The organism is Dolichospermum sp. DET69, from assembly GCA_017355425.1.
In the GTDB taxonomy this organism is placed as follows: domain Bacteria; phylum Cyanobacteriota; class Cyanobacteriia; order Cyanobacteriales; family Nostocaceae; genus Dolichospermum.
Window position 1 is genome coordinate 5,745,164 of record CP070233.1, and the last position, 22,413, is coordinate 5,767,576.

The 22,413-nt window shown below is 38.2% G+C and carries 16 protein-coding genes, 1 tRNA gene and 1 pseudogene; 12 read left to right on the forward strand and 6 right to left on the reverse strand.

Features of this window, described 5'->3' with window-relative positions:
• Positions 1-204 precede the first annotated feature (204 nt).
• A complete protein-coding gene (locus tag EZY12_26355; GenBank protein QSX68091.1) occupies positions 205-1,236 on the reverse strand; it encodes a glycerate kinase in 1,032 nt (343 codons plus the stop codon).
• Positions 1,237-1,240: 4 nt separating this feature from the next.
• Entirely contained in the window at positions 1,241-1,573 is a 333-nt protein-coding gene (locus EZY12_26360; protein ID QSX68092.1) for a DUF565 domain-containing protein, read from the reverse strand.
• A 111-nt stretch (positions 1,574-1,684) separates the two neighbouring features.
• Between EZY12_26360 and EZY12_26365 the strand changes: the two genes are divergently transcribed.
• The 4 genes from EZY12_26365 (at position 1,685) to EZY12_26380 (ending at position 6,209) form a co-directional block, all read left to right on the forward strand.
• Positions 1,685-2,305: a hypothetical protein gene (locus tag EZY12_26365; GenBank protein QSX68093.1), complete on the forward strand. Its 621-nt coding sequence runs from the start codon at positions 1,685-1,687 to the stop codon at positions 2,303-2,305.
• A 23-nt stretch (positions 2,306-2,328) separates the two neighbouring features.
• Entirely contained in the window at positions 2,329-4,149 is a 1,821-nt protein-coding gene (locus EZY12_26370) for a glycosyltransferase family 39 protein (GenBank protein QSX68094.1), read from the forward strand.
• Between the two features lie 69 nt (positions 4,150-4,218).
• Complete coding sequence (locus tag EZY12_26375; GenBank protein QSX68095.1) at positions 4,219-5,151, forward strand: hypothetical protein; 933 nt, start codon at positions 4,219-4,221, stop codon at positions 5,149-5,151.
• Positions 5,152-5,252: 101 nt separating this feature from the next.
• Positions 5,253-6,209: a hypothetical protein gene (locus EZY12_26380; GenBank protein QSX68096.1), complete on the forward strand. Its 957-nt coding sequence runs from the start codon at positions 5,253-5,255 to the stop codon at positions 6,207-6,209.
• Positions 6,210-6,656: 447 nt separating this feature from the next.
• On the opposite strand, the gene EZY12_26385 is transcribed toward EZY12_26380, so the two are convergent.
• Both EZY12_26385 and EZY12_26390 read right to left on the reverse strand, forming a co-directional pair.
• Complete coding sequence (locus EZY12_26385; protein QSX68097.1) at positions 6,657-9,881, reverse strand: response regulator; 3,225 nt, start codon at positions 9,879-9,881, stop codon at positions 6,657-6,659.
• A gap of 827 nt (positions 9,882-10,708) precedes the next feature.
• A pseudogene (locus EZY12_26390) lies at positions 10,709-12,184 on the reverse strand (reverse transcriptase N-terminal domain-containing protein).
• Positions 12,185-12,946: 762 nt separating this feature from the next.
• On the opposite strand from EZY12_26390, the gene EZY12_26395 reads away from it, so the two are divergent.
• The 8 genes from EZY12_26395 to EZY12_26430 all read left to right on the forward strand — a co-directional run bounded on the left by EZY12_26395 (position 12,947) and on the right by EZY12_26430 (position 19,804).
• The gene (locus EZY12_26395) at positions 12,947-13,531 is read left to right on the forward strand and encodes a KaiA family protein (GenBank protein QSX68098.1); all 585 of its coding nucleotides are present in this window, start codon (positions 12,947-12,949) and stop codon (positions 13,529-13,531) included.
• A 113-nt stretch (positions 13,532-13,644) separates the two neighbouring features.
• A complete protein-coding gene (gene kaiB, locus EZY12_26400) occupies positions 13,645-13,959 on the forward strand; it encodes a circadian clock protein KaiB (GenBank protein ID QSX68099.1) in 315 nt (104 codons plus the stop codon).
• Between the two features lie 194 nt (positions 13,960-14,153).
• Positions 14,154-15,710: a circadian clock protein KaiC gene (gene kaiC / locus EZY12_26405; protein ID QSX68100.1), complete on the forward strand. Its 1,557-nt coding sequence runs from the start codon at positions 14,154-14,156 to the stop codon at positions 15,708-15,710.
• Positions 15,711-15,821: 111 nt separating this feature from the next.
• Positions 15,822-17,852, forward strand: a complete 2,031-nt coding sequence (locus EZY12_26410; protein ID QSX68101.1) for a TolC family protein — start codon at positions 15,822-15,824, stop codon at positions 17,850-17,852.
• Between the two features lie 62 nt (positions 17,853-17,914).
• Positions 17,915-18,304: a hypothetical protein gene (locus EZY12_26415; protein ID QSX68102.1), complete on the forward strand. Its 390-nt coding sequence runs from the start codon at positions 17,915-17,917 to the stop codon at positions 18,302-18,304.
• A gap of 12 nt (positions 18,305-18,316) precedes the next feature.
• Positions 18,317-18,817 (forward strand): hypothetical protein, encoded by a 501-nt coding sequence (locus EZY12_26420; protein QSX68103.1) that lies wholly within the window; start codon positions 18,317-18,319, stop codon positions 18,815-18,817.
• 64 nt (positions 18,818-18,881) lie between these two features.
• Complete coding sequence (locus EZY12_26425; protein ID QSX68104.1) at positions 18,882-19,661, forward strand: photosystem II S4 domain protein; 780 nt, start codon at positions 18,882-18,884, stop codon at positions 19,659-19,661.
• Positions 19,662-19,730: 69 nt separating this feature from the next.
• Positions 19,731-19,804 (forward strand) — tRNA-Val (locus EZY12_26430).
• Positions 19,805-20,498: 694 nt separating this feature from the next.
• On the opposite strand, the gene tnpA is transcribed toward EZY12_26430, so the two are convergent.
• Positions 20,499-20,960, reverse strand: a complete 462-nt coding sequence (gene tnpA, locus EZY12_26435) for an IS200/IS605 family transposase (GenBank protein QSX68105.1) — start codon at positions 20,958-20,960, stop codon at positions 20,499-20,501.
• 290 nt (positions 20,961-21,250) lie between these two features.
• Positions 21,251-22,186: a 16S rRNA (cytosine(1402)-N(4))-methyltransferase RsmH gene (gene rsmH, locus EZY12_26440; protein ID QSX68106.1), complete on the reverse strand. Its 936-nt coding sequence runs from the start codon at positions 22,184-22,186 to the stop codon at positions 21,251-21,253.
• Between the last annotated feature and the right edge of the window lie 227 nt (positions 22,187-22,413).

Genomic DNA, 22,413 nt, shown 5'->3' on the forward strand with positions numbered 1-22,413 from the left:
GGGGTGGGATTCTAGCCCGCCCAGAGTCAATAATATTATTTTGATATTATTCGCGTCCACCTACTTAGCGGTTCTTGGTTGAGTGAAATACAAGAACCCCACCCCCAACCCCCTCCCCGCTCTTCGAGAGGGGGCTTATGATGTATCTCATTCAAGTGCATACCGCTATATTCAGATCCCCGATTTCTTTAAGAAGTCGGAGATCTAATTTCTGATTTTGCTAAAATTATGATCAGCATCAATTTCAATGACTAAATCAACTGCTGATGATTGAATTAAAGGATTAATGAATAATTCTGGATGTAAAGAACGCCAAAAATAATTGACAAATTCTTCTATTTCTGCGTCACTCATTCCTGATTTACCAGTAGCAATCATTTGTCTTTCTGCTTGCTTGCGCCATGCTAAAGAATAACGGTAATCTGTAGGATACAGAACTATTAAACTATCTAACCTTTCCCAAAGTGGTAAATAACTTTTAAGTTGACTATTCATATCAGAGGCAAATTGTCTATCTGCATCTGTCAGAATGGGTGGTGGTGCAGTTAGGAAGGCTATGGGATCAATTGGTTTTACACCCACAAACCAACCTTCAAACAGAACAATGTCTATATTGTCCATGATAACTTCTGGAGTAGTGCGATCGCCCATACCTCCATAGGCAGATTTATCAAATCTAGGAACTATCACAGGACTCTTGCTTTGATGAATTTGATCGAGTAAACTTGTAGCTAGGTGAATATCGTGGGTTCCAGGCGGACCGCGCCAAAGCAACCGGGAATCTTGCTGCATTAAGACCAAGCGATCGCTATAAGTTTTGTACAAGTCATCCAAAGACAAACTTAAAGTCCGGTATCCCAAATGCTGGAGAATCAAAACCAGTATTCTGGACATTGTGGTTTTACCAGTACCTTGTGCGCCTAAAATCCCCTGAATAAAGGGTTTCCCTAACAGTTGATGCTGCGCGGCAATTTTCATTGCCAAGGGTAGCCATACATCCCACAATATCTGTAACATTCCTTGGGGTTGAGTTTTTAGGGTAGTTTGACAAAATTGACTAAAATCAGGGAAAACTAACTTCAGTAAATCCCCTCTCCTTTGTATAACTTCAGCTACATTATCAGAGGTGATATTAAAAACTCTGGTTTGCAAAGGATATACTAATGCTGCATCCTCTGCTAACACTTGCCAAGATGTGTCTGTTGTCAAAATTTTACTCAGCCATTCGCTACGCATAAAATTACGAACCCAGCTTTAGAGCTTCTAGAAAGAGACTGTAGATAAAACCAATCTTGAGATAATTGAGTATTTCTACCCAAAATACTTGCCTAACAAAAAGATTACGGCTGTAAAATATTCTACTGGTAATTTCAGTAAAAAGAACTAAAAATGCAGCTACCACAATATCTAATTCTGCCTTTTGTCCAGCGGTTGTTGATACTGCCGATCCCAAAAAGAACCCAAACAAAAAGCTAATTAGTATTAGCGATAATCGCCGCCAAGGATTAAGAAACCATTGACTCAAGCTTCTAAAAATTGTGTCTAACAGGTTGTTCAGACGAGTATTTTGCATGAAAGGGTTTTACTCCAGCAATTCTGACTTCTTCTGACTCATGCTATTGGGGATCATTAGCAACTATGAGATTGAGCCTACAAAAATTCTTATTTCTAAATCCATATCATTATGAAATATTCCATGTATCAGTATCGTAACTTCATTGTCGCTTTTTCTGCATTGGGATTCATCGGGATCATGGCAGGATGCTTAGATATGAGCATATCCCTTGAGTCTACAAATCCAAAAACAGTATCAACAGTTTCAGAACAAACCCCATCTGTAGTTACAAACACTAGAATTGATGGGAATGAAATTAACTCAGATAGTACACCAACGAACTCAGTAGAATCAAATAGCCAAAAAAATCAGTCTACTGTCGTAGCCTATCGGTTTGACTCGGATAAAAAAACCAAGGCTTCTGGATTACTCCGCATGAGCAACAAAACTACTCAACCTGTCCGTCTAGCATTATTAGCCAGACAATTATCTCAAAAAAGTGCCACTGCCAATAAAGCTACATCTAATATTCCTGCTCATTGGGATTTTGCACCTGAAGAAGGTAGTGACAAAGGGTTAGTTTTATCCTTACCTCAAGGTAATTTAAGACTAGAGAAGGGTGATGTACTGGTAGCCTTTGCTCAAGATGGCTCACGGCGCTATTGGGGTCCTTATATCGTCGGGGAAACTTCCTCTCCCCAATGGAATCCTCAAACTCAAGAATGGCAGTTGGTGTTACAAAATAGGTGACAGGTGACAGGGAATTGTAAAATATGAAATTGGGTGTTTTTGATCAAGTGGTTGATAAGTGGTTGCATAATTTAGAACAGCGTCCAGTGCTGGCTGTGGCTGTTTCTTCTCTATGGTTATTGGTGATTGGCTGGATAGCTTTTGGCTGGAATTTGGGTAATGTGGGCTTAATTGATGAAACTGAGCCGCTGTTTGCTGAAGCTTCCCGGCAAATGTTCATCACTGGTGATTGGATTACGCCGTTTTTTAATGGGGAAACTCGCTTTGATAAACCTGCGTTAATTTATTGGTGTCAAGCGATCGCCTACGCTATTGTAGGGGTAAATGAATGGGCAGTCCGTATTCCTTCAGCATTGGCAGCAATGGGTGTAATTGCTTTGGCATTTTATACTGTGCAGTGGTCTTTTGCCAAAAAGGATGAATTAGAACAAGTTAGCAACTTACCCAGACGTTACTTTACAGCCGTCATAGCCGCAGCTTTAATGGCACTTAACCCGGAAATGATTGTTTGGGGAAGAGCCGGCGTTTCTGATATGTTGCTTAATGGCTGCATAGGTTCAACTTTGTTATGTTTCTTTCTGGGATATGCTCAGAATAATTCCCCCATTGTCATTACTAAGTGGCAACTGCCCAATAAATGGTATTTAGCTTGTTATGTCTTAATTGCTGGAGCAATTTTAACTAAAGGTCCTGTAGGCATTGTCTTACCAGGATTGATTATGATTGCCTTTGCCTTATATGTGGGGAAATTTTGGCAACTATGGCGCGAAATGCGGCCTATTTTGGGAATGGGGATCGTTTTAGCGTTATCACTTCCCTGGTATGTTTTAGTAACTTGGCGTAATGGCTGGAATTTTATTAACGCCTTTTTTATCTATCACAATTTAGAACGGTTTACGGAAGTTGTTAATGGTCACTCAGCCCCCTGGTTTTTTTACTTTTTGGTCGTATTGCTAGGCTTTGCCCCTTATTCAGTGTACATCCCTGCGTCTATCGCTAGAGTAAAATTTTGGCAGCGATCGCACTGGTTAAAGCAAGAACGCTCTCAACAATTAGGTTTATTTGCCTGTTTATGGTTTTTGAGTGTATTTTGCTTTTTTACAATTTCTGTAACTAAATTGCCCAGTTATGTCTTACCGTTAATGCCAGCAGCAGCGATTCTTGTGGCATTATTCTGGAGTGATATTTTCCCCAGTTCCCAAACTCCTACACCTCTCAAATCTTTTCGGATTAGTGCTTGGGTAAACATAGCCTTTTTGACAATAATTTCTGTGGCACTATTTCACCTTACCCAAATTGTGGGCATTGATCCTGCTGCTCCTGAATTATATGCAAACATGGAGAAATCAGGAATACTCAAATTCGCGGGAATAATTTGGTTATTGTCTGCATTTATCTCAGCTATCTTCATATTAACTCACCGTTACCGACAGATAATCACAATTAATTTAGTAGGATTTATAGCTTTTGTTGCTGTTGCTTTAATACCTGCTGCTTCGATTATGGATCAACAGCGTCAACTGCCGTTAAGAGAATTATCAGCCTTAATTGTCGAATCAAAACAACCTCATGAAGAATTAATTATGGTTGGGTTTAAAAAACCTACGGTGACTTTTTACACCCAACAAAAGATTAACTACATTAAATTTTCTCAACAAGCTTTAGAATATATTCAAAAGCAAGCATCCCAACCAACTAAACCACCATCATTGTTAATGATAGTTGAAAATGGGAAATTTCAAGAAATGGATTTACCACCGGATAATTACAAAAACATTGCTATTAAAGGTGCTTATCATCTGATTCGCATTCCTTTAAAAACAGTTAAACCAAACATTTCTTAAGAGGTTCAGATCCGCGACTTCTTCAAGAAGTTAGGGATCTAATTAGGATAAAATTAGGTAAATAATCAAATGACTCGTCAATCTCACGATCAATTTGCCAAAGAATATCTAGAGGAATTATTAACACCTCTAGGAACAATTAAAAAAAGCGAAAAAGTTAAAAGTGAAGTTCAAGAAATAGATGTATGGTTTGAACCCTTTACTTCTGAAACTCAAGAAGAATTACCTTTAGGTTTATTAGGGAAAATGGCAAAAACCTCCTGCCTATTTGAGCCTTTTCGCAACCCACCCTCTGAAATAGAAATTCGTAGTTGCTTACTCAAGCTATATGCTGTACATGGAGGTATTGTCAGGAAATCAAAACGGGAAAATAAGACTATCTCTGAATCTGAATTACCAGTATTATGGATTTTAACACCAACATTTTCATCTCGGATGCTTCAAGGATTAGGAACAAATGAACCTGAAGAAAACTGGTGTAAGGGAATTTATTTTCTGCCAAATATTCTCAAAACAGTAATAGTAGTTATTCATCAATTACCAATCAATGAAGAAACCCTATGGTTGAGAGTATTAGGGAAAGGAGGAACACAAAAAAGAGCAGTAGAAGAATTAACTGAACTACCAGAACAGAACCCTTTTCGAGAGAATTTGCTAGTAATTTTAGCTAACTGGCGCAAAAATCTAGAATTGAGAGATAATTTAAGTACAGATGAAGAGGAAGTGATTATGAACTTATCACCAGCTTATTTACAACAAATAGAAGAGTGGAAGCAAGAAGGTAAGCAACTAGGAAGACAGGAAGGAAGACAGGAAGGAAGACAGGAAGGAGAACTCTCATTGATAACTTGTCTTTTAGAAACGAGATTTGGGGTTTTAGATGCTGAATTATCTAGTTTAATCGCCAAAATTGCTCAAATTCCCCTATCTGAACGGACTCAATTACTTCTTTCTTTAGTCAATTTATCTCGTGAAGAATTGATAAAAAGATTGAGAAAATAACGTTTATTTCTATATCCCTGACTTCTTTAATCAATTCATAAATTATTTACCATATTAATAAGTCGGGGATTTAATTAGGAGATAATTAGGTAAATAATCAAATGACTCGTCAATCTCACGATCAATTTGCTAAAGAATATTTAGAGGAATTATTAACACCTCTAGGAACAATTAAAAAAAGCGAAAAAGTTAAAAGTGAAGTTCAAGAAATAGATGTATGGTTTGAACCCTTTACTTCTGAAACTCAAGAAGAATTACCTTTAGGTTTATTAGGGAAAATGGCAAAAACCTCCTGTTTATTCGAGCCTTTTCGCAATCCACCCTCGGAAATAGAAATTCGTAGTTGCTTACTGAAACTATATGCTGTACATGGAGGTATTGTCAGGAAATCAAAACGAGAAAATAGGATTATCTCTGAATCTGAATTACCAGTATTATGGATTTTAACACCAACATTTTCATCTCGGATGCTTCAAGGATTAGGAGCAAATGAACCTGAAGAAAACTGGTGTAAGGGAATTTATTTTCTGCCAAATATTCTCAAAACAGTAATAGTAGTTATTCATCAATTACCAATCAATGAAGAAACCCTATGGTTGAGAGTATTAGGGAAAGGAGGAACACAAAAAAGAGCAGTAGAAGAATTAACTGAACTACCAGAACAAAACCCTTTTCGAGAGAATTTGCTAGTAATTTTAGCTAACTGGCGCAAAAATCTAGAATTGAGAGATAATTTAAGTACAGATGAAGAGGAAGTGATTATGAACTTATCACCAGCTTATTTACAACAAATAGAAGAGTGGAAGCAAGAAGGTAAGCAACTAGGAAGACAGGAAGGAAGACAGGAAGGAAGACAGGAAGGAAGACAAGAAGGAAGACAAGAAGGAGAACTATCATTGATAACTTGTCTTTTGGAAGCTAGATTTGGTACTTTAGATGCTGAATTATCTAGTTTAGTGGAGAAAATTGCTGAAATTTCCATTTCTGAACGTACCCAATTACTTCTTTCTTTAGCCAATTTATCTCGTCAAGAATTGATAGAAAGATTGAGAAAATAACGTTTATTTCCAGATCCCCGACTTCTTTTATATTTTGTAAACAAATTATGAATTGATCGAAGAAGTCGGGGATCTTATTTTCTAACAACTTTATTACAACCAGTTTATGTTAGAGACTTCCAATTAAAAAAATATCCTAAAATTTTTTGTGGTGCGGGCATCTTGCCCGCTAATAATACAAGGACGGGCAAGATGCCCATCCCACAAAATTGGATAATCTTTTTTGTGGAGTTCTCTTAATGATTTAGTTCCTAAAGGAAATAAACTACCTGGTGCTTTTGAAACTACATCCGTCTATGATCCAACTTGGGGAAATCTAAGTTTAAATTGGGGAATATTATTCTTACACGGGGTAGTTTATTTGTTGATAACTCTGAATTTACAAAAACGAAAAGATATTTTCTAAATGAGATTCTCAGAACATCAGAAATAATTAGTAGACATTGTTTAATTACCTAAAGCTTGATTTATCTGAGTCAATAGTTCTTCCATAGAAATAGAACGGGGTAATATCTGGGTAGCAATTCCCCGGACAGCCGTTTCTACAGAAGATGTATATTGTTGTTTATCAGATTTTGCGACATTTCCATAATTCGGCTCATTTAATTTTTGGTCAAGTACCAAAATTGGTGGCAAATCAAAAGGTACATTACTTAATGATTTAATAGCTTCTTGTACTTCTTTATTAATTGCTGTTTCGTGCAAGCAAATCAAAAGTAAATCAACGCTTTTATGACTGACTTGTTGTACAACTTCCGACCAACAACTGGCAATAGAAGCTCTAAAACCAGCAGTTTGTAAATATTGAATTAAAGCTTGAAACCACTCATATCCACGATTAATTTGCTCATCTTCAAAATTGAGAAAAGAATTTTTAGCTAACTGAACATCTTTAAGTGGCTTACATTTTTCTTTGGGTAAATCACTCAGCATATTTATATCCACTACTAGAATATTTATTGGACAACAAATACCAGCAGCAATTTGCAATACAGATGATAAAGCATCTTGTTGATAATTATGACTATTATTTTCCCCAGTTAAAGGACTTAAACAAGGAAATACAGATAGTCCTGGTATTTGGGAAGCAGCCAAAGTAGTGCCAATATCACAAGTTACCAATGGTAAATTTGCCAATCTTTGGTGTTTAGTTAATTGTTCTAAGTAAGTGCGAGCAGTGGAAATTTCCATATCTAGTAAGATCACATCAAACTGCCAAACTCGTGCTAATAAATCTGCTTGATCTAAATCATCTACTTCAATAACCCGATGTTCTCTCAAAGAAGGATAGAGATTAATCATCTCTAATTCTAGATTGACTAATCTGAGAATTCGCAAAGGAACATTTTTAGAATTGAGAGAATTATTTTCCCTCACTGAATGGGGAAATTTAGTTGTTGTTGATATCTTACCTAACAATGATGCCAATGCCTGATGCTTAATTGGTAAGCTTAAAAACCCATCAGCTTGTTTAGTAAATGCTTGCTCCTTTTCTGCTGCTGTGGCTGTGACAATAACATTAATATGACGAGTTAAAACATCAGATTTCAGTAAAGTCATGACATCCCAACCAGAAAGTAAAGGCAGTAAAGGATTTAAAAATATTGCCTTTGGTTGCAAGCGTCGAGCTTTTTCTAGTGCCTCTGTTCCTGATCTAGCAATAACTACACGATAACCTAAACCTTTGAGTTGTTCAGTTAATTCCTCAATATATTGAGCTACTGCTTCCACCACCAACACCAATCTTGGGGAGGAACTATTCAGACTTTGATGGGAAGCATTGATAATATTGCCTATTTCCCTTTTTGGAGCTATATCATCAGAGTCACTAAAACTGGCTTTTGGGGGACTGGGAGGTAAAAGCAGGGTAAACTGACTACCTTTACCCTCACGAGATAAGAAACTAACATCTCCACCATGCAAGCGAGCCAAAGCCCTGGTTAATACTAATCCTAAACCTGTTCCTTCAAACTGACGCGTCAGAGGATTTTCTAATTGCTGGAATTTTTGAAAGATTAAATGTTGTTGCTGTTCAGGAATTCCAATCCCTGTATCCCAGACTGTAAAAGCAATCCAGCCTTCCCAACGGCTAACCCGTAATCCAATTTCCCCAGATACTTCCGTGAATTTAAAGGCATTGGAAAGTAAATGGACTAGCATTTGTCGTAAGCGTAATTCATCTGCCACCATCTGTTCTAAACCTGGTTCAATAGCCAAGCTAAATTGGTGATTAGATAAATTTGGATTTTCTAACTGGGATAATTGTTTAGTTTTATGAGTTTGATGATGAATGTTTTTAACGTCTGAGAAAGCCCGTTCACACACTACCTGAATTTGTACCGGGTTGAGGGTGAGTTCCATCTGTCCCGTTTCCATCCGAGTCAAATCTAAAATATCATTAACTACACTCATCAAATGCCTGCCACTTTGATGAATTAATCCGGCATAACGGGCTTGACGCTCATTCAGTTGTCCCAACTGTTGATCTACAAGGAGACGAGATAGTCCTAAAACTGCTGTTAGCGGTGTTTTTAATTCATGACTAATGCAAGCTAAAAATTCATCTTTTAAGCGATTGAGTTGAATCAAATCGGCATTTTTCGCTGCCAATTCTTGACAAAGTTGTTGTTGTTCAGTTACGTCTGTGGCTAATATTAGCCACAGTTCTTCTGTATCTGGTGGTACTTCTGACTCGGAAATCCCAATTTTTAACTCGCTACTATCTAAGGGAATTTTTGCAAACTGCCAAATCCGTTCTTGACCAGTTTTGATTTCGACTACACAAGTACAAATACTCAATTGCGGATCTAAAACACAACGGTTATAACCACTATTTACACTTAGGGGTGGTTCTTGCAGAAATGGTAAGGCTGAGGGTGAGTGAGGTGAAAAAACTGTTGGTGAGATATTTTGTCTTGGCTTTGTGAAAGTATCTAGTTTTTCATTTTCTTGGGCATTGGCATAAATAGATTTTGGGGTAAGTATAGTCTCTACCTGTTTCCTAATACCTTCAGGATCTTTCAATGCTCCTAATTGTTGCCACCAAGCGAGATTTTGCGTTACTACTTCGCCTTGACTAGTTTGTAACATCATTGGCCAGGGTAATCTAGCCAATAAATGGACTATGGATTTGTGTATTTGAGACTTATGTTTATTGGCTGTATGTTCGATGCTTTTTTGAAGTGCAGAAGTTTTGGTGTCTCCCACATACTTGCGACTTACTTCGTCATTGGTTAAGCTAAGGGAAATTTTCCTCTGAGTTAATAATTTTAATAGGTGTAAAGTATTTAAAATTCCCAAATATTTACCATCTGAGTCAACTAATGCCCAATCTAAGTTTCTTTGTTGTTGAGTTTCTTGGTATTTCAGAAATAAACTAAATTTTTCCAGATTTTCCGCGGCTGGTATGGTCTGTATTGTTTCTATTAGGGATTTATCCACTTGTGAGAGTGGTTGTTGTAAATTTAAAAGGTAGTCATCAGCGGACGCTGCCAATAATTGTGGCAGTAACCGAGCAGAGTACAACAAACCAATTGGGTGCTGTTGTGAATTGACTATGATCAAGCGATCGCACTGTTGTTCGACAAAAATATCCAGCACCGCTGCTAGAGTATTTGTTTCCAAGCACATTGGTACAATAGCTAGAAGTTCATAAAGTGGGTACTGTAGCATTAAAATAAGTCCTTAGTGGTCTTTCTTCTTGTGATCAACTCCGGCATCACCATCAGCACTTGGTTTAGATGGTCTTCAAGCCTGAAGCAATATCCTCCAAGAATATTTAGAATGGCTACGCCACGCTATCTGCGATTCTGGTTACAATTGACAGGTTTTTTCAAACTAGGCGTTTATCTATGGCTGAATGGCCTTGCTACTGGTATTGAAAGTCATCATTTTTGATAGTGACAACTACAACAATAATTATGGCTCTAAAGATTCGCTTTAGAACCTTGAGGAATTATAATGATTTTAAATGCCACAATTCTTTCAGTTCGCTTAAGTATCTTATCAATAAGTGAAATAATGTAATCTATCTTCGGCTAGATATATTAATACACATTATCCTTGAATAAGGAGTCACCAAGTCAGGAGTTAATGAACCACGTATCCCTAACGGGACCGGAGGGATATAGGCACGAAGGACACGAAGGAAGAAGGAAGAAGGAAGAAGGAAGAAGAAGAGTAAAAGTTATGTAGGGCTTGCATAAAAGAAAGCAAAAGCTTTGATAGATAAAGGTTTACAGAGTTTTATCAGCAAACAAACTCTTCTGTAACTGGGTGAATTTGAAGACTCATTAGCGAACTTTTCTCTTCCTTCTGGTAGAGTCGAAGGCGGGTATTATCCCGCGCTCCTCTCTGTTAAATCTGGGCGTGCGACTTTCACCGCACCCAGCTTCCGATGTTCTTAACTTTCGCTTTTGCTCATGTGAATATAATCGTGGCAGATGAAAGTGAATGGCTAGAAGGTTTTTAGTTTTCCGGTTTTGGTGGTTTCCATCTATATGATGTAAATGTACCTTCTCGTTACTAAGCAATTTCAGTCCACAATGACCACATTTATGGTTTTGCCGTTTGAGGGCTTTAGAGGTATCGTTGTTATAGAGCTTGCTGTTACGTTCGCTCCAATAACTTAAATCTCCGTCGTAGGGTGATTTCTCACCTTTGACCATGATATGTTTGTTTTCGGAGTAAGGAACTGAGGGGAACGCTTTATCTAGTAATTTCTTGCTAGAGTAGCGGTTTTGCTTAGTTTCCTTGTTGAATACCCTAAATGCTCTGTTTTCGATGTGGAATAACGAGTTTCTTGACCCGTCCATCTTGCAGAAGCGGTGGTAATTCCTCCAACCTCTAACTACAGGGGCTAATTTCTCAGCCTTTGTGGTAGAACCATAATTCGAGTTGTTGACGATGTGTTTTACTTTCTTGCGAAAAGTTTTAAAGTTGTCCGCTGATGGAACGCCTCTAAACTTCCCGTTTTTCTGGACTTTGAAGTGCCAGCCGAGGAAATCAAACCCATCTGTCGCGGCGGTTAGCTTTGTCTTTTTTTCACTGACTTTCATTCCCCGCTCTGCTAGGAACTGACTGATTTTGTCAAGTATTTCTGTAGCATCGTCTTCAGGTCTAAGTATTATTACCATGTCATCCGCATATCGGATTGATGGCTCGATAATCTTGTAACTTGGGGTTTTGTTGGTAATTTTAGAACCTTGAATGTGGTATCTATGAATACTTTCAATCCCATTTAAGGCGATGTTGGCTAAAAGTGGACTTACTACCCCGCCTTGAGGTGTTCCCTGTTCGGGAAACTCTGGATTAACTCCGGCTTTGAGACATCGGAATATTCCCTGTCTTATGCTATAAGGAGCGATGAGTCTATCCATAATTGCGGAATGATTTATCCTATCGAAGCATTTTTCGATATCGAGTTCTATAACTCGTTTATCTTTTCCATTGGCTTTTGAACTTAAGTTGAGGAACAGGATTTTTTGGGCATCATGAGCCGAGCGTCCCGTCCTAAAACCGTAGCTCCTGGCGTGGAAGGTTGCCTCGTGCGCTGGTTCTAATGCGTATTTGATAAGGCATTGGTAAGCCCTATCAGCAATAGTAGGGATTTTCAGAATCCTGGTAGTACCGTCCTTTTTGGGGATGGGTATTTCTCTTAACCCCTGGTGTTTCCAGTTGTTAACGGATGCCTTTAACAGTTCATTTAGCTCAAAGCGTTCCTTAAAGTTAAGGGACTTTTTGCCGTCAATTCCTGCTGTCTTTTTCCCGGCGTTTAGCTGTGATACTTGACGGATAGCCAGTAATCTTGCTGCGGTTGATTTCAGAATCAGCTTTTGTAGGGACTTTGCTTTACGCTTGTCGCCAACTTGAACCGCTTTATACACTCGTTTTTGTAGGCGGAATAAGCTACGGCGGAATTTCTTCCAGGGCAACGTCTTCCAAGATTCACTAGAGTTTTCTCTGTGTCCAATCATGCTCTGCTCCGATTTGTGTATTCTGAACACCTCAGACCAATTACGGTCTGTCCTACCCGAATTGAAGGAGTTCCGCTGCTCGTCCAGCCTACTTATGGGATTCGACCGCCCCTAGACCCTCAATCCGTTTTTATTCGTTCCCTCGGTTGATTAGTAGTTCCGTTAGGTGTAGCCAATTCAACCATTGGAATCCCTAGACTCTTACCGCTATCAAAAGAAAAATGCGGTGGGAATTAACTCCAGTGAAGTCAGGATTTTGATGTTGTGTCCTGCTTGAAAATATGTCGCTTTTCTAGGCTCTGTTTCACCGTGGGAACTCCCCGTTAACGCCAGTGTCATCCCACAACGGATGTCTGATTGCGTCCTGTTCCTAGCTTCGACCTCCCGAAACCGAGTCGGGTCATCGTAGGCAGATAGGGAGTCATACCTGAGTCTGGTAGATGGGACTTGCACCCATATCAGACCGAGAGTTCAACCTTCCTCTATTGCTAGATTGGGTTGGTTAGCTTATGTACGGACTGGATACCGTGATTCAGCTAACAACGAATCGCACTCTTTCTTTTTCCTGACTCCTATAGGGGCAATGTCCATTTCTCCTGACTCCTAGCCCATGGCTTACGCCACGCTGCGCTATCACGAAATAGACTTATATGCCTAACGGCACGCTACGCGAACAGCAAACCCTACTTAGTTAGATCAAGTATCATTACTTGATATGCTGATATATCTCACTCTTAAAAATTTATGATTTATAAACAGTAGATGTTATTAACTATATTGCTTTTACAAACAAATATAAAACAAATTCTCGATAGACCATTTATAGAAGAGGATTACAAAGTTTTAGTTGTTAAAATATGGAATTTTATTGAAGGAATAATAACTCAATGGTACTGGCAGCCAGTGGCTAATATACCTTCTCAGATATACTATTTGCCCCATTCTCAGCCACAAAATCCCCATCAAAAATTAGATAATAAAGATAATTATGTGTTTGCTCTTGGACAGCAGAGAAAGTCACAAATTTTCCAAGATATGACAGCTACCGAAAAACAGGAACTTTTAGCAAAACTTAAATCAGATTACCGTCAAATTATTATAAATTATTTTCTCACTGACAACGCATTACCAGAAAGACTTGATAAATTTATTAATAATTTATTTTATACTAGTATTCCTACACCACAAATTATAGAAATGCACATGGAAATCATGGATGAATTTGCGAAGCAATTAAAGATAGAAGGCAGAAGCAATGAAACATTACTCGATTACCGTTTAACCTTAATAGATATTTTGGCACATCTTTGCGAAGTTTATCGCTGTTCTGTTGCTAAACTCAGTTGAATGTTCCACAGTAGAATTTGCATTTGCATTTATGGTAAATCAATACCTGAGTGTGTATGCAAAGAATGCGCTTTTTGATCTTTTATCTTGATGTTTTTAGGAGTTTATATTGTATGAATGAAGCTAAAAAAACCTATGTTCTCAAGCTATATGTAGCGGGCAATACCCCTAATTCAATGCGGGCTTTAAAAACCCTCAAAAATATCTTAGAGGAAGAATTTAAAGGAGTTTATGCCTTAAAAGTAATTGATGTCCTGAAAAACCCCCAGTTGGCCGAAGAAGATAAAATACTTGCCACACCAACACTATCAAAAATTTTGCCCCCTCCTGTGCGGAAAATTATTGGTGATTTAACAGATAGAGAAAGAGTATTGATTGGGTTGGATCTCCTTTATGAAGAATTGAGTGAAGAATATAGCAAAGAGTAACACAAAATGCAGGAATGAGGAGGGAAGAGACAAGAGGTAAAAGTAAAGCCCGCTACCGTAGCGTTAGCCATTTTTTGAGAGAATTTTGGGAATTTATTTACCTCCAATTTGCTATATTTGTTTAGTTAATAAAAAATAATTAAAAACTTTCTTGATTTCAAAAACTAGGGTTGAATATCCATATTAGATAAACCATGACAAAAAAAGAGCAACCTGAACCAAAAAAAATACCTATTGGTGTCGAAAAAATTCGCACGATGATTGAGGGCTTTGACGATATTAGTCATGGCGGTTTGCCTGTCGGTAGAACTACTTTAGTTAGTGGCACTTCGGGGACAGGTAAAACTTTATTATCACTACAATTTCTTTATAATGGCATTACTTATTTTGACGAACCAGGAGTATTTGTCACCTTTGAAGAATCACCCAGCGACATTATTAAAAATTCCCATATTTTTGATTGGAATTTGCAACGGTTAATTGATGAAGGTAAATTATTTATTCTCGACGCATCTCCTGATCCTGAAGGTCAAGATATCGTCGGTAATTTTGATTTATCTGCTCTGATTGAACGTTTACAATATGCCATTCGTAAATATAAGGCTAAAAGGGTTTCTATTGATTCAATGACAGCCATATTTCAACAATATGAAGCTATAGGCGTAGTGCGGCGAGAAATTTTCCGGTTGGTAGCCCGGCTAAAGCAATTAAATGTCACCACCATCATTACAACTGAACGGGGTGAAGAATATGGACCAGTGGCATCTTTTGGAGTTGAAGAATTTGTTTCCGATAATGTAGTCATTGTTCGCAATGTTTTAGAGGGAGAACGCCGTCGCCGAACTATGGAAATTCTCAAATTACGCGGAACAACCCACATGAAAGGTGAATATCCTTTCACCATTACTAATGAAGGAGTGAATATATTCCCCTTGGGAGCAATGCGGTTAACACAAAGATCTTCTAACGTGCGGGTATCTTCTGGAGTGAAAACTCTGGATGAAATGTGTGGTGGAGGTTTCTTTAAAGATTCGATTATTTTAGCCACAGGAGCTACAGGTACTGGTAAAACTTTATTAGTTAGTAAGTTTATTGAAGATGGCTGCGTCAATGGTGAACGAGCAATATTATTTGCCTATGAAGAATCTCGCGCCCAGCTTTCCCGGAATGCTCATTCCTGGGGGATTGATTTTGAGGAACTAGAACATCAAGGCTTGTTGAAAATAATTTGTACTTATCCTGAATCAAATGGTTTAGAAGATCACTTACAAAGTATTAAATCAGAAATATCCCATTTTAAACCTGCCCGGATTGCCATTGATTCTCTGTCAGCCATGGCTAGAGGCGTTAGCAATAATGCTTTTCGTCAATTTGTGATTGGTGTGACAGGTTATGCTAAACAAGAAGAAATTACTGGCTTCTTTACCAATACTACAGACCAGTTTCTGGGTTCTAATTCCATTACTGAATCCCATATTTCCACGATTACAGATACAATTTTAATGTTACAATACGTGGAAATTCGAGGAGAAATGTCGCGGGCAATTAACGTGTTTAAAATGCGCGGGTCGTGGCACGATAAGGGGATTCGTGAATATAATATTACGGCAGATGGTCCCGATATTAAAGACTCATTCCGTAATTATGAGCGAATTATTAGTGGTGCGCCTACCCGCGTTAGTATAGATGAAAAAGCAGAACTTTCTCGCATTGTCAAACGTTTTGAAGACAAACCGAGTTCTGATGTTTAAAATAGGGTATAGCACCATATTCCTGCCTAAATCTTAATATTGTGCTATATTTTTGTGGTGAAGACAGGTATTCTACCGCTAAATTAATATTTTTTTGTGTGAGGGGATGCGGTGAAAAGACAGCAATTATTCCATTGTTTCTTACCTGGTGTTACAGCAGCAGTATTAACAACTCAGCCCGCTTGGGCTAATGTTATTAAAGTAAGTGAGTTACAGCTAACGTCTTCTCCTAATGTGTTGATTTCTACCGATAGTAGAAGTTTGTTCACAGACAATAGCCTACTGCCTAAGAGTACAGTTAAACGTGACTCAGGATTATTACCTACTAATTATTTTAGTCAAGCTAGTATCAAGCCTGTTGGCGATCGCAGTCTACCTTTAATCATGGCTGACAATTATCTCAGCATTGAGGGAGAAAAAAATCCTCCAAAATATGAAAGTAGATTTGTAAGTTTTTCTGATTTATCAAATTCAAGTAATAATTCACTGTTCGCTAGTAATCCTAAATCAAGTAACTTAAGTAACTCTGATCAGCAATTTACCAATGGTGATGTTGCGGTGACAAATTTACTAGAATCTAGTAATTGTCCACAGTCACAGACCAAAAGTCAAGCCGCTTTGTTAGTTACTTCTAACACTTGCTTACATCAAAATACCCATAGTTGGATAGCGCAAACAACTGTTCCTACTACTTCTGAACCGAGTCCACCTCCTCCAGCGGAGAATATAAAGGTTGTACCACAGGAGAATGTCCAACCTACACCTAGTCAGCCCGTAGATTTCCCTAATGTTCCTAATGATTTAAATCCTAGTCCTAATCCGTTGTTGTATCCAACAAAGGCAGAGGAAGTAAAAGTTCAAGGAACTCAGCCAATTAGTTTGTCTCAGGCTTTAGAACTGGCTAAACGGAATAATAATGATTTACAGGTGTCTGTATTACAACTGGAACGGAGTAAATCAGTTTTGCGCGAAGCACAAGCGGCTTTAATGCCTAGTGCAGAGTTGAGTGGTGATATTACAAATAGTCGCAGTGTTGGTAGTACACTACAATTTGACCAAGCGAGAAAGACAAATCCTTTGGTAGGTGATCCTCCCTCCAATACGACATTTAGTGGTACTGCACAAATAAGATATGATCTCTATACCTCCGGTAGACGGACTGGGGCTATTAAAGAGGCAGAAGAACGGATACGTGTGCAAGAGTTGGATGTAGAAAGGCAATCTGAGGAAATTCGTCTGAATGTGGCTAAGGCATATTATGACTTGCAACAAGCTGATGAAAATGTAAGAATTTCCCAGTCAGCGGTACAAAATGCTCAAGCTAGTTTGAAAGATGCAGTAGCTTTAGAACGGGCTGGTGTAGGTACTCGTTTCGATGTGTTGCGATCGCAGGTGAATTTAGCTAACTCCCAACAGGACTTAACTAGCTCCTTTTCTCAACAACAAATTGCTCGTCGCAGGTTAGCACCGCTGTTAAATTTGTCCCAGTCGGTAAGTATTAGCGCAGGTGATCCTGTCAAACTAGCGGGTTTATGGCAGCATCCACTCGAACAAAGTATCGTTTTAGCTTATCAAAATCGTCCCGAATTACAACGGAACTTAGCAGAACGCAATATTAGTGAAGCTCAAAGAAAACAGGCATTGGCATCTTTAGGTCCCCAAGTAAGCTTAGTGGGCAGGTATAACTTATTAGATCAGTTCGATGATGGAACCAGCGTGAGCGATGGTTATTCTGTGGGAGTGCAAGCCACCCTAAGTTTATATGATGGGGGAGCAGCAAAAGCCAAAGCAGCCCAAGCTAAAACCAATATAGCGATCGCGGAAACTCAATTTTCTGAACAGCGCAACCAAATCCGCTTTCAGGTAGAACAAGCATACTCCACCCAGGCATCAAACTTAGAGAATGTACAAACTTCTAATGTAGCTTTAGAACAAGCTAAAGAGTCTCTGCGGTTAGCGCGGTTAAGATTTCAAGCTGGTGTGGGAACTCAAACTGATGTAATTAACGCATTAAATGATCTCACCCGTTCTGAAGGTAATCGCGTCAAAGCTATATTAGATTATAATCGCGCTTTAACAGAATTACAAAGATATGTTACTACTAGAGGCTTAAATCAGTTAAAGGAGTCAGGAGTAAAGTAATAGGTAATGACCAATGACTAATGACCAATGACCAATGACTAATGACCAATGACTAATGACCAATGACTAAAGTTACATCACAAGAGATTGCAAAATTTCGTTCTCATTTGGTAGATGATCCTCAAGCAATGGAAGCATTAGACTTGATAGAGGATTGCGATGGAGATTTAGAAGATGCGGTAATGACCCTGGCCATTCGGGCTGGACAAGAACCAGAACAAACTAATTCCGAATGGTTGGATGCTTTAGCCAAAAAATGGCGGGCTGTGATTTGTGAACAAGAACATCGAGAAGACTTGTTAAATGGATCAATTCAAGGGATGATAGTACATCTAAGGACAATACCGAGTTTTCCCAAAAGTCTGGCTACACCGGTTTTAATTTATATTCTTAAACAAGGTGTGAATAATTTTTGTGAACCTTTGGATTTGCTGAAGTCCCATGAATCCTGAGTTTTAAAATTGATGAATTATCTTATTGCTGTATTATCAGATCGCATCCAAGCCGAAGCCGCTGATTTAGCTTTAGAAAGAGAAGGCATAAATGGCACTATTCTCGGTAGAGGATACAAAAGTGCCGATGAGTTTGGTTTAATTGATCCCAAAGAAAAAGCCAAAACACAAGTAAAACTCATGGCAATTTGGTTAGTACCATTTGGCTTTTTTGCTGGTTTTACCTTCAGCTTCATCACCGGTTTAGATACCTTTGCATGGGCTGGAGAAATTGGTAATCATGTGGTTGGTGGAATTCTGGGGGCTGGTAGTGGTGCAATGGGTAGCGTATTTGTGGGTGGTGGCGTTGGTTTATTTGAGGGTGGTGGTGATGATTCACTCTATCGTCATCGCTTAGATGCTGGTAAGTATTTAATTGTGGTGCAGGGTTCGGAAATGCTCACCCGTCAAGCTACTCGCATTTTACGCCAGTTTGAACCAGAAAATATTCAAGGTTATGCTGAAACTAATTAGTCAGTTGTCAGTTGTCATTGGTTATTAGTTATTAGTCATTAATTATTCTGTTCGCTGTAACTCCATGCTACCTAGGGAAGAACTTTTAAAAGGTGTTGAAAACCGCGATACTGTTGCCCGTGTAATTGATCAAGCAGATCAAGCTATAAAGACGTGGGAAGTGGTATTTACAGATTTTTTGTCTCCACCAGAGTTGGCGGAAATTCAACGGGTATTTAGCCGCTTAACAGAGGTGGATTCAGTCGCTTGGGGTGGATATCCGCAAGCGGAAAGACAAAGGTTGGCGATCGCTCGTTCTGAGTTACCCTTAGATCAGTCTCAAGTAGCGATTGTGGCTTTAGAAATTGCTGGGAATTTCTTATTTGATACGGCAAATCACCGGGATTTTCTAGGAGCAATGCTGGGTACAGGAATTGTGCGAGAAAAAACCGGAGATGTGATTGTTTTGGGGGAAAGAGGGGCGCAGGTGATTGTTGTGCCTGAATTGGTAGAATTTTTAGAGATGAGTTTGCAACAGGTGCGTTCTGTGCCAGTAAAAACTCGACGCATTGATATTAATGAGTTAAAGATCCGCGAACCGAAGAAGAAGGAAATGACGACTGTGGAGGCTTCTTTGCGGTTAGATGCGGTGGCTTCGGCTGGGTTTGGAATGTCCCGCAGCAAAATGGTGGATTTAATTGACTCTAATGATGTGCGTGTCAATTGGAAGGAAGTCACTCAAGCAAGTTCTCAAGTCAAATCAGGGGATTTAATCGCTATTCGCGGGAAAGGGCGGTTGGAAGTTGGGGAAGTTGCAGTTACTAAAAAGGATCGTTATCGGGTGCAGTTGACTAGATATATGTAGGATATAATTTTGGTTTTAGGTCTTGACAGATTATATTTTCTATGATAAATTAATTATCTGTTTGGTTACGGACGGTTAGCTCAGGTGGTTAGAGTACATCGTTGACATCGATGGGGTCGTTGGTTCGAGTCCAATACCGTCCATATTCTTATCTGTTAATGTCAGAATGCCAATAATGCCAATAATGCCAGGGAATAAATTCCCTGTCTAATAGCTAAAGTCGGTTAAAACCGACTAGGTTTGATGGTTTTAATTTGGTTTAATGGGTTTTTGTGATATTTTGGGAAGTTTATTTTCTGATTTTGTTGGGGGTTGAGGTGGTTTATCTAAATCTGTTTCTTGTTCTAATAATGCTATTGTCGTTCCATGCAAATGATGTATTTTTTGATTATGTGCATAATCAATAGTCAGAATGCCAGGGAATAAATTCCCTGTCTAATAGCTGAAGTCGGTTTTAACCGACTAGGTTTGATGGTTTTAATTTGGTTTAATGGGTTTTTGTGATATTTTGGGAAGTTTATTTTCTGATTTTGTTGGGGGTTGAGGTGGTTTATCTAAATCTGTTTCTTGTTCTAATAATGCTATTGTCGTTCCATGCAAATGATGTATTTTTTGATTATGTGCATAATCAATAGTCAGAATGCCAGGGAATAAATTCCCTGTCTAATAGCTGAAGTCGGTTAAAACCGACTGGGTTTGATCATTTTAATTTGGTTTACAGCACTTCCCGGTGTTATGAGGTACACATCTAGCGGTTAAGATGCTTATACTACAAGAGTTTCATTATTTAAGCTTGTACCTCATAACAGCGAAATGCGCTGTAATGGATTTTTGCGATCATTTGGGAAATTTATTTTCTGATTTTGTTGGGGGTTGAGGTGGTTTGTCTAAATCTGTTTCTTGTTCTAATAATGCTATTGTCGTTCCATGCAAATGATATATTTTTTGATTATGTGCATAATCAATAGCTTCTTGTAATTGTTTACCTCCTAAAGAAAATATACCATATCCTTCTTGCCAAGCAAATTGTTGTTTTACATTATCTAAAGAATGATTATAATGATAGGCACTACTACCTTTTAAAGTTTTGACAAATTCAGCAATAGACAATTTAGGAGGGATAGATACCACAAAATGAATATGATCTTCAATTCCACCGATAGCATGAATTATACAATCTAAATTATCCGCTTTCCCAATTAAATAACCATATAACTTATCTTCTATATCATTAGTAATTAAAGGCTCGCGTTTTTTCGTAGCCCAAACAATATGATAATACAATCGCCATAAAGCCATAATTGATGAAAAAAACTAATAAATGTTTGATATTAAGCCAGTCTAGCCAGGGAATAAATTCCCTGTCTTAAAGCTAAAGTCCGTTAAAACGGACTAAAATTAAATTGTCAGACCTAATGACTATTATTACCTAAAAATTCATCAAAACAGTATAACATAAAAACCTCATTTAGTCGGTTTTAACCGACTTCAGCTATTAGACAGGGAATTTATTCCCTGGCATTCTGGCTGGCATTCTGGCTAACCTCAGCTTTTGTAAGAACATACATTCCATTACCTCTTGAAAGAAGTTAAAAATAATCAAATTCAAAAAATCCAGAGTCTTCTACATTTTTCTTTTCTGCTATTCTCAATTTAGCAGAACGAGAACGAGGGTTTTCTTTAATTTCATCTTCTTTAGCAATAATTGGTTTTTTTGTCAACACTCGCAAGGAGGGTAAATTTCTTAACCCATGTTTTATTAATCTGTCTTCTAAACTATGAAAACTAATTAGGGCTATTCTTCCTTCAATAATAAGCGCGTTTGGGGCTTTTTCTATTAAGGTTTCTAAGACTTTTAACTCGTCATTAACTGCTATTCGTAAGGCTTGAAAAACACGGGTCGCAGGGTGAATTCTTCCATGACGATATTTAGGAGGTACGGAATAGGCGATCGCATTTGCTAATTCTGTAGTAGTGTTAAATGGGCGGTTTTCCACAATTCTTCGGGCTATTTTGCGAGAAAGTCTCTCTTCACCATATTTAAAGAAAATATCTGCTAATTCTTTTTCATCCCATTCATTAATTATATCTCCAGCATTCAGGGATTGTTGTTGGTTCATTCGCATATCTAAATTTGCAGTATTGCGAAAACTAAAACCCCGTTCGGGATTATCTAAATGATAGGAACTTACTCCCAAATCTGCTAAAATACCATGATAATGATTTTCGATAAATTGGTAATTTGCAAAGTTGCTATGAATAAATTTAACTCTATCCCCAAATTCTGCTAAATTTTGTCTTGCTGCGTTTAAAGCATCTTCATCTTGATCAACAGCAGTTACGTTTACATCTTCCGCAGCTTCTAATATTAAGCGACTGTGACCACCACCACCAACTGTTAAATCTAAATAATTTCCACCAGGTTGGATATTTAAACCCGTAATCACTTCTTGTCCGAGAACAGGAGTATGGGAGAATGTAATTTCTTCTAACTCAATTGATGTTTGTAAATCTGATTTGCTCATTAATTTATTAATTTATTTAATTTGTCAGGTTGTCTCATACTATTTCCCAAAAAACCCGTTGTCACCCCTAATTATTTGGACAGAAGTGAAAACCAGTTTTAAAGAAAGAAAAAATATCCCAAATACCCAAAAACCTCATCTGCTATTTGTTTAGAATGTGAAAGTAGTTCTAATGATACCAACTACCACACAATTTTTCAATTGTTGCTAAATCTTCCTTTGTTGCC

What these genes read in the sequence shown, in the direction of transcription:
- kaiC (QSX68100.1), top strand. Translation starts at nt 14,154, where the DNA reads ATGACAAAAAAAGAGCAACCTGAACCAAAAAAAATACCTATTGGTGTC.
- EZY12_26375 (QSX68095.1), top strand. Translation starts at nt 4,219, where the DNA reads ATGACTCGTCAATCTCACGATCAATTTGCCAAAGAATATCTAGAGGAA.
- EZY12_26420 (QSX68103.1), top strand. Translation starts at nt 18,317, where the DNA reads ATGAATTATCTTATTGCTGTATTATCAGATCGCATCCAAGCCGAAGCC.
- EZY12_26370 (QSX68094.1), top strand. Translation starts at nt 2,329, where the DNA reads ATGAAATTGGGTGTTTTTGATCAAGTGGTTGATAAGTGGTTGCATAAT.
- EZY12_26425 (QSX68104.1), top strand. Translation starts at nt 18,882, where the DNA reads ATGCTACCTAGGGAAGAACTTTTAAAAGGTGTTGAAAACCGCGATACT.
- EZY12_26360 (QSX68092.1), bottom strand. Translation starts at nt 1,573, where the DNA reads ATGCAAAATACTCGTCTGAACAACCTGTTAGACACAATTTTTAGAAGC.
- EZY12_26365 (QSX68093.1), top strand. Translation starts at nt 1,685, where the DNA reads ATGAAATATTCCATGTATCAGTATCGTAACTTCATTGTCGCTTTTTCT.
- kaiB (QSX68099.1), top strand. Translation starts at nt 13,645, where the DNA reads ATGAATGAAGCTAAAAAAACCTATGTTCTCAAGCTATATGTAGCGGGC.
- rsmH (QSX68106.1), bottom strand. Translation starts at nt 22,186, where the DNA reads ATGAGCAAATCAGATTTACAAACATCAATTGAGTTAGAAGAAATTACA.
- EZY12_26385 (QSX68097.1), bottom strand. Translation starts at nt 9,881, where the DNA reads ATGCTACAGTACCCACTTTATGAACTTCTAGCTATTGTACCAATGTGC.
- EZY12_26380 (QSX68096.1), top strand. Translation starts at nt 5,253, where the DNA reads ATGACTCGTCAATCTCACGATCAATTTGCTAAAGAATATTTAGAGGAA.
- EZY12_26355 (QSX68091.1), bottom strand. Translation starts at nt 1,236, where the DNA reads ATGCGTAGCGAATGGCTGAGTAAAATTTTGACAACAGACACATCTTGG.
- EZY12_26415 (QSX68102.1), top strand. Translation starts at nt 17,915, where the DNA reads ATGACTAAAGTTACATCACAAGAGATTGCAAAATTTCGTTCTCATTTG.
- tnpA (QSX68105.1), bottom strand. Translation starts at nt 20,960, where the DNA reads ATGGCTTTATGGCGATTGTATTATCATATTGTTTGGGCTACGAAAAAA.
- EZY12_26395 (QSX68098.1), top strand. Translation starts at nt 12,947, where the DNA reads ATGTTATTAACTATATTGCTTTTACAAACAAATATAAAACAAATTCTC.